The sequence below is a fragment of the Flavihumibacter stibioxidans genome (assembly GCF_014332695.1).
GTDB lineage: Bacteria > Bacteroidota > Bacteroidia > Chitinophagales > Chitinophagaceae > Flavihumibacter > Flavihumibacter stibioxidans.
In genome coordinates this window covers 26,286-37,840 of sequence record NZ_MBUA01000027.1, presented here as the reverse complement: position 1 = coordinate 37,840, position 11,555 = coordinate 26,286, and the positions used below count along the sequence as shown (strand labels likewise).

Here is an 11,555-nt window from a genome sequence, read left to right as displayed (position 1 = left end):
TTAGTAGACCGCCTGTACCAGCGGTTGGACAGGTCAGAAAACGGCAAATTAACGCAATAATTGCTCCAATGCTTTATTTGTTTGGTGAAAATTAAAGCCTTCCAGCACCTCATTCATTGCATCAGCAACCGCGTCATTACAGAGGTTTCCGATGCTTCCTTCATGGGTGTGCTGAACCTTAGTTTCATATGTATAACTACCTTCCTCTATGGATAAACCAACCGTTTTATAGGCGTCCCGGAAAGGCATTCCCTGCAAAACCAGTTTGTTCACCTCTTCCACACTGAACAGGTAACGGTATTTTTCGTCGGCCAGGATATTCTTTTTTACTTCAATATGCTGCAGCATCAGCGCAGCCATATTGATGCAATCCTTCAGCGTACCAAAGGCAGGGAACAGGTGCTCCTTCAACAACTGGAGATCGCGGTGATAACCCGATGGCAGGTTGGTGGTCATCATCATGATCTCATTGGGCAGGGCTTTCAGGCGATTGCAATGAGAACGGATGAGCTCAAACACATCCGGGTTTTTCTTATGCGGCATGATGCTGCTACCAGTTGTCAGTTCCGGCGGGAAGCTGATGAATCCAAAATTCTGGTTCAGGAAAAGGCAGGCATCCATTGATAATTTGGCCAGTGTGTCAGCAATATTGGCTAGCGCCATGGCTACAATGCGTTCAGCCTTCCCCCTGCCCATCTGGGCATATACCACATTATAGTTCAGGTCGGAAAATCCAAGCAGCTTCTTAGTACGGGTACGATTGATCGGGAAAGATGATCCATAACCTGCGGCAGACCCAAGCGGATTTTTATTGACTACTTTATAGGCAGCCTGGAGAGTTACCATATCATCCACCAGACTTTCCGCATAGGCGCCGAACCAAAGCCCGAAGGAGGATGGCATGGCCAATTGGAGATGGGTATACCCGGGCAGCAGGTGGTCCTTATACACTTCGCTCTGCGACTGCAGCAATTGAAAAAATGGCTTGATGGCTTCCGCCAGTTGCTGCAGCTCATCGCGCAGGAACAGTTTCAGGTCCACCAGCACCTGGTCGTTCCGGCTGCGGGCACTATGGATCTTTTTGCCGGTATCACCAAGGGCTTCGGTAAGGAGAAATTCCACCTGGGAGTGTACATCTTCCACTCCTTCTTCAATCACAAACTCACCAGCCACTGCACGGGCATAGATCTTTTTCAGTTCGGCAAGCAGTTCAGCAGCTTCTTCTTTTGTCAGCAGGCCGATTTCTGACAACATAATCGCATGGGCCATATTTCCCAGCACATCCTGTTTGGCCATCATGGTATCGAACTCACGGTCACGTCCAACCGTAAATCTCTCTACTTCTTTTAAAGACGTTATATTTTTTTGCCAGAGTTTCATGTAGTGAATGGTGAATGGTGAATGGTCAATGGGTGAATGGGTGAATTTCAGGCCTGGTTTTTATCGTTCTACTTATCAGTTCAATGTATTCTGATATTCCGTTTTCAATTTCGCTAAGGTAAATGAATTCGTCGGCGGTATGGCTGCGGGCACTGTCGCCCGGACCGATTTTCAATGCCTGGAAAGGCATGAGCGCCTTATCGGAACAGGTGGGTGATCCATAACAGGATTTGTCCATGGAGAGTCCGGCCGCCACCAGCGGGTGTTCCATCGATATGCCGCTTGCACGCATCCGCATACTGCGCGGCTTCACTTCAGCGCTGACATATTGTTTCACTATGTCCAGCACTTCCTCATGTGTATACGCATCTGTCACCCTGATGTCCACAGTAAACAGACAGGTCGCCGGAACCACATTATGGGCCTTGTTCTCGGTTTGAATGACCGTGACATTCATTTTCACCGGGCCCAGTGTGGCTGATTCCTTTGGAAAACGAAAGTACCGGAACCAGTTGATATCGTCCATTGCCTTATAAATGGCATTGATGCCTTCCTCCCTGGCCGCATGACCCGATTTTCCGTGCGCGGTACAATCCAGTACCAGCAAGCCTTTCTCTGCCACCGCCATTTGCATCTGTGTTGGTTCACCAACGATGGCTGACCAATTCGGGTAGGGGTGCCCACCCTGTGCGGTTGCACCCAGGAACTCCGGTGCTTTCAGCAAAGCCTCAATCCCATTCAATCCGGAGATTTCTTCTTCCGCAGTTGCCGCAAGTACAATATTCCAGGGCGAGTCAGCCTGCGCATAAAAATGCAGGAAGGCAGCGATCAGCGAAACCAATGGTCCACCCGCATCATTGCTACCCAGCCCATATAATTTTCCATCTTCCACCATTGGCAGGAAAGGATCCCTGGTGTATTGCGGATTCGGCTTTACGGTATCATGGTGGGAATTCAGCAGCAATGTAGGTTTGGCCGGATCAAAGGATTTGTTCAGCGCCCAGATATTATTTCCCGAGCGATGGACATCAACTTTACGGTCCTGCAAAAACCGGCCGATCAATTCCGCAGTTTTATCTTCCTCCTTACTGAAGGAAGGGGTGGCAATTAATGATTGCAATAAAGCAATGGCATCTTCATATAGTTGAACTTGCTTCATGCAGTAATCAGGGTTCCGGTGGTGGTTTCTGTGGTATTCTGCAGCAGGTCATCTGCATGCCCGATCAGGACTTCCTTCACACCCGCATCTATCGCTGCGAAGGCATTATCAAGCTTGGGCAGGATGCCTGCAAACAATTTCTGTTCGGCTTTCAACCGGGCATAAGATGCTTTTGTAATGGTATGTATAACCGAATGTTCATCTTCCACAAACTCAAGCACCCCTTTTTTTTCAAAACAATATATCAGCCTGGTGGAATAAACAGCCGACAATGCCACCGCAATGGAGGAAGCCATGGTATCAGCATTGGTATTCAGAATATGTCCCGCGTTGTCATGCGTTAATGGGGCCAGCACAGGAACGATGCCATTGTCCAGCAATAACTGCCAGCGGCTGGCGGGAAGACTTTCCGCGGCCACATCTCCCACCCAGCCGTAATCGATTTCCTCCACGGGACGTTTTATTGCCGGAACCAGGTTGCCGTCTGCACCGGTAACGCCCATCGCATTACAGCCAAGCGATTGCAATTGTGCTACGATTTTCTTGTTGACCAGTCCCCCGTAGACCATGGTCACCAGGTCAATGGTTTCATCATCGGTGATCCTTCTTCCATCGATGTATTTCGATTCAATGCCCAGTTTATCCCCCAGTCTTGTAGCAATCTTTCCCCCTCCATGCACCAGAATCTTTGGCGCCCGGATAGCAGCAAAATCGGCGAGAAAGTTTTCCAATGCTGCCGGATTGTCTATGACATTACCACCAATTTTTATGACGAATAGATTGTTCAAGTAAAACTATTTGTTGTTTGATGGATTTTATCTCACCAATTCTGCCAGAACCGCCTGCGCTGCCCACACCCTGTTACCCGCCTGTGTGGTCACCAGGCTGTTCGGCCCGTCGAGTACCTCATCGCTCAATTCCACATTGCGCCGCACGGGCAGGCAGTGCATCACTTTGGCCTGGTTGGTCAGCGCAAGTTTTTCATTGGTCAGCATCCAGGAGGTATCAGTGCAGGATATCATACCGTAATCCCTGAATTCACTCCAGTTTTTAACATATACGAAGTCCGCGTCCTTCAAGGCCGCATTCTGGTCATGCATGATGGTTGCACCTTTTGTAAACTGTTCATCCAGTTCATAACCTGCGGGATGTGTGATCACAAATTCTGCTTCTCCCCAGGTATTCACCCATTGCGCGAAACTGTTGGCCACACATTGGGGAAGGGGTTTTACGTGCGGGGCCCAGGTAAGGACCACTTTCGGTTTGCGGTTCACTGTTTTTGGTTGAAAGCCCGGTCCGGAGATCGCTTCTGTTATGGTCACTATATCGGTAAGACTCTGCAAGGGATGCAGGGTAGCACTCTCGAGACTGACGATAGGAATACCTGCGTATTTGATGAACTGGTTGATATAAAATTCACTATAATCTGCATCCCGGTCTTTGAGTGATGGGAAAGTCCGGATGCAAAGGATATCAAAATATTTTCCCATGATAGGCGCCGCATCTTTCACGTGCTCCACGGTTGTGCCGTTCATGATGGCACCTTCCTCAAATTCAAGTGACCAGCCTTCACTTCCCACATTGAAGACAACTGCATCCATACCCAATTGCTGGGCAGCCACCTGTGTGCTCAGCCTCGTACGCATACTGGGGTTCAGGAACAGCATGCCGATCCTTTTACGGGATCCCAGGCGTTGATCCTTATATGGATCAGCCTTGTATTCCAGCGCCTGCTTCACCAGGGCCTTGATGTCGGATACGTCGTGAACGGAGGTGAAATGTTTCATGGGAAAACAGAGAATTGTTGAATGGTGAATGAGTGAATGGTGAATGAATGCTGGTATTTAGCCTAAAAGTTCCTGGCGCAGTGCCGAAAGGAACCGGTCAGCTTCTTTCCTGCCTAATGCCAGTGAAGGCAGCAGCCTGATTACGTTCGGTTTTGCCTCACCGGTAAAGATGCGATGCTTCGACAGGAGGTTCTTACGCAGATCCTTATGCGATTCGGGAACATCAAAGCCGATCATCAGTCCAACTCCCCTTACATTCTGTATTACCGGCATTGTTTTAAGTGCCTCCATTATATATTTACCGAGCGCTGCAGCATGTTCCATCAGGTTCTCCTCCTCCATCACTTCCACCACTGCCAGGGCTGCGGCGCAGGCCAGGTGATTACCGCCGAAAGTGGTTCCCAGCATGCCATGCTTCGGATGTAAATGTGGGGCGATCGAAATACCACCTATCGGAAACCCGTTGCCCATTCCTTTTGCCATCGAATAAATATCGGCGTTCACTCCAGCATGATCATGCGAATAAAACAATCCGGTTCGTCCATAGCCACACTGTACAGAGTCGGCAATATAAACGGCACCGTACTGGTCGCAATTACTGCGGATGGCACGAAGGAATTCATCCGTTGCCACATTGATACCACCCACTCCCTGGATTCCTTCCACGATCACCGCCGCTATCTCCTCACCCTGGGCTTTAAAACAGGCCTGCAAGGCACTCACATCATTAAATGGAAGGAAGATGATATTGTTTGTCTGGTTTACCGGCGCCACTATAGCCGGATTATCAGTAGCCGCAACCGCCAGGGAAGTACGACCATGGAAAGATTTCCTGAAGGCTACAATTTTCTTCCTGCCGGTATGGAAGGAGGCCAGCTTCAGGGCATTCTCATTGGCTTCTGCACCGGAATTACAGAGGAACAACTGGTAGTTTTCCTTTCCCGACAATCGGCCCAGCTTTTCAGCCAGTTCCTGCTGCTGCGGGATCATTACCGAATTGGAATAAAACGCGATCTGCTCCAGTTGGTCTTCAATGCGCTTCACCCAGTACGGATGGGTGTGACCGATGGAAATCACCGCGTGCCCGCCATACATGTCGAGGTATTCGTTACCCGCATCATCCCACACCGAAGATCCGCTTGCACGCACGATCGTGATGTTGTTTAAAGGATATACATCGAAGAGTTTCATGTAACAGTTTGTAGTTTTTAGTTTATAGTTAAACCTCACCCATTCACCCATTGACCCATTGACCCATTCACTCATTCACCCATTCACCCATTGACCCATTCACCCCTCCCCCCTAAAACCCCGCCGCCTTCAGCCTCAGCCCTGCATCTTCCGGCAGTCCAAACATCAGGTTCATATTCTGTACAGCCTGTCCGCTGGCGCCTTTAAGTAAATTGTCAATGGCAGAATGCACTACGAGTTTCGAACCAACTTTTTCCAGTTGCACAATGGCTTTATTGGTATTGACCACCTGTTTTAAAAAGATCGGATTTTCACTCACAAAAGTGAAGGGATGGTCCCGGTAATACTCCTTGTACAGATCCGCCAGTTCATCCCCGGGCAAATCGAGGTGCAGGGTAGAACTGATAAATATACCCCTGGTAAAATCACCGCGCCAGGGCACAAAGCTCAGGTCGATATCACTATCGGGTTGCAATTGCAGGAGCGACTGCCCGATTTCGCCCAGGTGCTGGTGGGTTAGTGTTTTATACGCCTGGATATTATTGGCCCTCCAACTGAAGTGGGAAGTGGCTGAAAGCGATTGACCGGCACCGGTAGATCCTGTAATGCCGGTGGTATAAACCTCATCCAGCAGTCCGGCATTTGCCAACGGCAATAGTCCAACCTGGATGGCGGTGGCAAAACAACCGGGGTTGGCCACTGCACTTGCAGTACGGATCAACTCACGGTTCAGTTCCGGCAGGCCATACACAAATTGCAGGTTGCCCAGGGATGATTTATCCGATATCCTGAAATCGTTTGACAGGTCGATCACTTTGACATGTGAAGCAGGAGGATTGGCTTCCAGGAATTTCCTTGCCTCGCCATGGCCCGTGCAAAGGAACATCAGGTCGATATCATCCCGCAACTCACCGGAAAAACAAATTTCCGTTTCACCCAGCAGGTCCTGGTGCACTGCATGAAGAGGCTTGCCTGCACTGCTTTTGCTGTTCACGTAAACGACCTCCACATGCGGATGATTGACCAGCAACCTGATCAGTTCACCACCGGTATAGCCGGCACCACCTATGATACCAATACGAATCATAATTATTTCTGGTTTTCCTTGTTCACCATAGTCCATATCGCAGTCTGGTTACCGAAAATCTTGCTGAAGCCACGCACATCCTGCCCGGTCCAGCCACTGTTCATTTCGCCATAACGGCCAAATTTTGAAGACATGAGGTCAAATCCGGATTCTACACCGATGACCTGGAAACGGTAGGGCATTAACTGCACAAATACGTCACCGGTAACATGCTGTTGTGAGTTTTCCAGGAAGGCTTCAATATCACGCATTACGGGGTCAAGAATCTGGCCTTCATGCAGCCAGTTTCCGTAAAACTGCGCCAACTGGTCTTTCCAGCTCAACTGCCACTTGGTGAGCACATGCTTTTCGAGGGCATGATGACTTTTCAGGATCACCATCGGTGCGGCGGCTTCAAACCCAACCCGGCCCTTGATGCCGATAATGGTATCACCCACATGAATATCACGGCCGATTCCAAACGGACCGGCAATGGTTTGCAGGTACTGGATGGCTTCCACCGGATGATCAAAACTGCGGTCATTTATTGCCGTTAGCTGGCCTTTTTCGAAATGAAGCTTAACTTCCTCCGCCTGTTTTTTGGTCACCTGGGTAGGCCATGCTTCTTCGGGAAGCATCCCTTTTGAGGAAAGCGTTTCCTTCCCTCCCACGCTGGTTCCCCAGAGCCCCTTATTGATAGAGTACTGTGCTTTTTCATAGTTCATCTCCACGTCACGCTCCTTCAGGTAGATGATCTCAGCCTCGCGGCTCAGTTGCAGGTCGCGGATGGGGGTGAGAATTGTTACATCGGGTATCATCACATGGAAGACCATATCGAAACGAACCTGGTCATTACCGGCCCCTGTACTGCCGTGCGCTACCGCATCGGCGCCGACCTTCTTCACATGTTCTGCGATATGAATGGCCTGGCTCAGCCGTTCTGCGCTTACACTTAAAGGATAGGTCGCGTTTTTCAGCACATTGCCAAATACGAGGTATTTGATGATATTATCGTAGTAATCTTTTACGGCGTTTACAGTGGTATGGGTTTTCACGCCAAGCTTATACGCATGGGCTTCAATCTTCTTCAACTCTTCCTCACTGAAACCACCGGTATTTACAATAATGGAATGCACTTCATATCCCAGGTCTTCGTAGAGATATTTTACGCAGAAGGTGGTATCCAATCCACCGCTGAATCCTAAAACAACTTTCTGAGACTTCATCGATTTATATGTTGGTTAAAGATTATAAAAGAAATTAAAGATCGAGAACATCCTCTTTTTGGTTGCGTCGCCGCCACCGCCGGCAACCCCGGAAGACTTTTTCCTGAACGCCTGGATGAACCTTGATTGTTTGAAACGCATCAGCCGCTCATAAGCTTTTGAATGCTGTTTGAAGTCCTCTGCGGTTTCTTCCGGCTTATAATGATCCTTAGGATCATACAGCATGGCGGTACAGAGGCAGTTCTTACGATCCTTGCTCATCAGGATATCATAATTCACACAACTTTTACAACCTGCCCAGAATGCCTCGTCCTGTGTCAACTCAGAGTAAGTTACCGGTTCATAGCCCAAATCGGAATTAATTTTCATCACGGCCAGTCCGGTGGTAAGACCAAAGATTTTTGCTTCCGGATAGAGCTTTCTCGACAATTCGAAAATGCGTTCCTTGATCCGTTTGGCTACGCCGCTTTTCCTGAAAGAAGGGGAAACAATGAGTCCCGAATTGGCCACATACTCTCCATGGCTCCAGGTTTCGATATAACAGAAGCCAACCCAGGTACCATCTGCAGTAAGTGCGATGACAGCTTTCCCTTCACGCATTTTCAGCTCGATGTATTCCGGTGATCGTTTGGCGATACCGGTTCCACGTGCCTTTGCTGATGACTCCATCTCATCCGTGATGGTAGTAGCATAATGAATATCATCGGGAGTGGCTACCCTGACAATAATGGATGGTGTTTCCACTTACAATAAATTAAGGATCAGTAATTTTTTTAGCGTACACGAACAGTGTAAAGTAAAATCCGATTGGGCTTTTTTCACTGATAGGGGCCGGTGCAAAGGGCTCGTCCTATCAGCAACCACGTCGTGGTCGCGGTAGAAAACAAAAGGCGGTATGTGGTTGGAATGATTTCATCTCTTCTGACAGATAAAATGCCTTGTTTTAAAATGCGAGCCAAAATTATACGTTTTTGAATTAATTGTCCCAAAAATTCTTTTAAAATCATGGTAATTCCTCAATGAAAGAGCCCGGTTGCCAATTATTATATGGCAACCGGGCTCTTTTCCTGAATATTATTCAAACGAACGTTAGTTTTCCAGCCATGGGCCGAGGGCTTCTGCCAGTTTCCGGTCATTGCTGAGCCGGGGTACCTTGTTCTGTCCACCCAGTTTGCCAATGCTTTTCATATAGTCAATAAAACCGTTTTTCCTGACGGAAGTGATCTTCAGCGGTAAAAGAATATTACCCCTGATCAGGTCATCATAATAGATATTCTTCTTACGGAGGTTTTCATTCACCTTAATGGAAAAAGCGTTCATATCCTCCGGCAAGTTTTCAAACTCGATCAGCCATTCGTGATATGATTTCCCCCTGTCCTGTGAGATCACCGGCGCAACGGTAAACTCGGTGATGTGTACGCCTGTTTCTGTGGCTGCTTTCATCAGGCTGTATTCCACTTCTTCCCCTATCACATGTTCGCCGAATGCTGAAATAAAATGCTTGATCCTTCCGGACACAACAATCCTGTATGGGTCAGTAGATACAAACCTGATGGTATCCCCCAGGTTATAGCTCCACAATCCCGCATTGCTGGTAATGATCATGGCGTAGTTCTCGCCAATTTTTACATCACGCAAGCCCAGCCTGGTGGGGTTTTCAGAAAAAACCTCACCCACAGGGATAAATTCAAACCAGATGCCGCTGTTGGTATTGAGCAACAATCCCTCTGCATGCTGGCTGTCCTGGAAAGCGAAAAAACCTTCGGAGGCCGGGAAGGTCTCAATGGCGGCCAGGGGGCGACCGATGCTTTCAAATAGCTTTGCCTTGTAGGGCTCAAAATTCACTCCCCCATGCACCAGGATCGAGAAATCGGGAAACAGCTCGCCGACTTTCTTTCCACTGCGTTCCATCAGGCGGTCAAAATACATCTGCACCCAGGGTGGGATACCGCTGATAAGTGTCATGTTGCGGTTAATCGTTTCATCCACAATTTTATCGAGCTTGGTTTCCCAGTCTTCGATGCAATTGGTTTCGTAAGATGGTAACTGGTTTTTGCGCAGGTAACTGGGTACATGGTGGTTTACGATGCCACTGAGCCGACCTGTCGGGATGCCGGCAATCCTTTCCAGTTCAGGTGAACCAGACAGGAAAATCATATTACCGTTGGCGAAGGCAGCATTTCCGCTTTCGGCCATATAGCATAATAAGGCGTTACGCGCCGAATTGATGTGATTGGGAATGGACTCCTTGGAAATCGGTATGTACTTGACCCCGCTGGTGGTACCGGAGGTCTTGGCAAAATAGATAGGCTTCCCTTTCCAGAGCACGTTGTGCTTTCCTTCCTTCACCAACTCAATATATGGCTTAAGGAGCTCGTAGTCGCGAACGGGTACTGCCTGGCGAAATTCTTCCGGGCCGGAGATTTCGCCAAAGTGGTGATCCTTGCCAAACTGAGTAGCCGCCCCCACTTTCAGTAGCTCACGGAAGATGGCATCCTGGTCGTTCACGGCCGTTTGCATGGACCGCTTTACCTGCTTGTACACATAGGAGGCAAAGGGCTTGGCAAGAAAAGACTTGAATTTCATGGTGCTGTAGGGAATGAATGCCGGCAAATTTAGGGGCTAGTTTGCAGGAATCGTCTTAAATTTGAGGTAAATATTTCTGAAAATCTGTTTGGAGGTAAGGAAATTACCCTTACCTTTGCACTCCTAATTTTGGTAAGTTATGTTAGCAGTTGTTAAAATAGCCGGTCAGCAATTCAAGGTTTCTAAAGACCAAACATTGTACGTTCCCCAATTATCTGGTAACGCCGGCGACAAGGTAGAATTCGCAGAAGTATTGCTGTTAGACAACAATGGCAGCCTCACCGCAGGCGCCGATGTGAAGGCAGTAGTAAAAGCTGAGATCGTTGATCACCTGCAGGGTGACAAAGTGATCGCTTTCAAAATGAAAAGAAGGAAAGGTTTCCGTAAGAAAATAGGTCACAGGACCCACTTTACCAAAATCAAGATCAACGAAATCGCATAACCTGGTAATTCAGATTACCATTTAAAAATCATACGTCATGGCACACAAAAAAGGTGAAGGTAGTGTTAAGAACGGTCGCGACTCACAAAGCAAGCGCCTGGGTGTAAAAATCTACGGTGGACAACCTGCTATCGCCGGCAACATCATCATTCGTCAGCGTGGTACCCAATACCATCCTGGCAAGAACGTAAGTGTAGGAAGGGATTTCACCATCTTCGCAACTGCTGATGGTGTGGTAGAATTCCGCAAAACCAGGGAAAACAAAACCATCGTTTCTGTATCCCCGGTAGAAGTAAGCGCTTAATCAATTCCGATTAAACAGCAAAAAAAAATTTTGCAGTTAAAGATTAGTTTATATTTTTACCTCTGGTAACCCAATTACTAATCATTAAATTCTAAAAAAATGGCAACTGCAAAAAAAGCTGCTCCTAAAAAAGCTGCAAAAAAAGCTGCTCCTAAAAAAGCTGCTGCCCCAAAGAAAGCCGCCGCTAAGAAGGCTGCTCCTAAAAAAGCCGCTAAGAAAGCTGCTCCTAAAAAAGCTGCTGTAAAGAAGGCCGCTCCAAAGAAAGCCGCTGTTAAGAAAGCTGCTCCTAAAAAAGCCGCCGCTAAGAAAGCTGCTCCTAAGAAAGCTGCTGCTAAAAAGGCCGCTCCAAAGAAAGCTTAATCATTTAGTAAAAATGATACGAAAGGTCCCGGTTTACCGGGACCTTTTTCATTT

General features: G+C 48.1%; 12 protein-coding genes. 3 read left to right on the top strand and 9 right to left on the bottom strand.

Annotated features, from left to right (window positions below):
* Positions 1 to 48 precede the first annotated feature (48 nt).
* The 9 genes from argH to BC349_RS13965 all read right to left on the bottom strand — a co-directional run bounded on the left by argH (position 49) and on the right by BC349_RS13965 (position 10,395).
* Positions 49 to 1,380, bottom strand: a complete 1,332-nt coding sequence (gene argH / locus BC349_RS14005; protein ID WP_187257403.1) for an argininosuccinate lyase — start codon at positions 1,378 to 1,380, stop codon at positions 49 to 51.
* A gap of 25 nt (positions 1,381 to 1,405) precedes the next feature.
* Complete coding sequence (locus tag BC349_RS14000) at positions 1,406 to 2,539, bottom strand: M20 family metallo-hydrolase (protein ID WP_187257402.1); 1,134 nt, start codon at positions 2,537 to 2,539, stop codon at positions 1,406 to 1,408.
* On the bottom strand, positions 2,536 to 3,327 hold the full coding sequence (gene argB, locus BC349_RS13995) for an acetylglutamate kinase (RefSeq protein WP_187257401.1): 792 nt from the start codon (positions 3,325 to 3,327) through the stop codon (positions 2,536 to 2,538). Before argB ends, BC349_RS14000 begins: the two co-directional genes overlap by 4 nt.
* Positions 3,328 to 3,354: 27 nt before the next feature.
* Complete coding sequence (locus BC349_RS13990; protein ID WP_187257400.1) at positions 3,355 to 4,326, bottom strand: N-acetylornithine carbamoyltransferase; 972 nt, start codon at positions 4,324 to 4,326, stop codon at positions 3,355 to 3,357.
* A gap of 57 nt (positions 4,327 to 4,383) precedes the next feature.
* Positions 4,384 to 5,517: an aspartate aminotransferase family protein gene (locus BC349_RS13985; RefSeq protein WP_187257399.1), complete on the bottom strand. Its 1,134-nt coding sequence runs from the start codon at positions 5,515 to 5,517 to the stop codon at positions 4,384 to 4,386.
* Between the two features lie 112 nt (positions 5,518 to 5,629).
* Positions 5,630 to 6,604, bottom strand: coding sequence for an N-acetyl-gamma-glutamyl-phosphate reductase (argC, locus tag BC349_RS13980; RefSeq protein ID WP_187257398.1), 975 nt, complete (start codon positions 6,602 to 6,604; stop codon positions 5,630 to 5,632).
* Between the two features lie 2 nt (positions 6,605 to 6,606).
* Entirely contained in the window at positions 6,607 to 7,809 is a 1,203-nt protein-coding gene (locus BC349_RS13975) for an argininosuccinate synthase (RefSeq protein WP_187257397.1), read from the bottom strand.
* Positions 7,810 to 7,824: 15 nt separating this feature from the next.
* Positions 7,825 to 8,553, bottom strand: a complete 729-nt coding sequence (locus tag BC349_RS13970; RefSeq protein WP_343063725.1) for a GNAT family N-acetyltransferase — start codon at positions 8,551 to 8,553, stop codon at positions 7,825 to 7,827.
* A 345-nt stretch (positions 8,554 to 8,898) separates the two neighbouring features.
* On the bottom strand, positions 8,899 to 10,395 hold the full coding sequence (locus BC349_RS13965) for a GH3 auxin-responsive promoter family protein (protein ID WP_187257691.1): 1,497 nt from the start codon (positions 10,393 to 10,395) through the stop codon (positions 8,899 to 8,901).
* A 139-nt stretch (positions 10,396 to 10,534) separates the two neighbouring features.
* Between BC349_RS13965 and rplU the strand changes: the two genes are divergently transcribed.
* From rplU to BC349_RS13950, 3 genes are all read left to right on the top strand, one after another.
* Entirely contained in the window at positions 10,535 to 10,837 is a 303-nt protein-coding gene (gene rplU, locus BC349_RS13960; RefSeq protein WP_187257396.1) for a 50S ribosomal protein L21, read from the top strand.
* Between the two features lie 37 nt (positions 10,838 to 10,874).
* Positions 10,875 to 11,141 (top strand): 50S ribosomal protein L27, encoded by a 267-nt coding sequence (gene rpmA / locus BC349_RS13955; RefSeq protein ID WP_187257395.1) that lies wholly within the window; start codon positions 10,875 to 10,877, stop codon positions 11,139 to 11,141.
* Between the two features lie 99 nt (positions 11,142 to 11,240).
* Entirely contained in the window at positions 11,241 to 11,501 is a 261-nt protein-coding gene (locus BC349_RS13950; protein ID WP_187257394.1) for a hypothetical protein, read from the top strand.
* Positions 11,502 to 11,555: the final 54 nt, after the last annotated feature.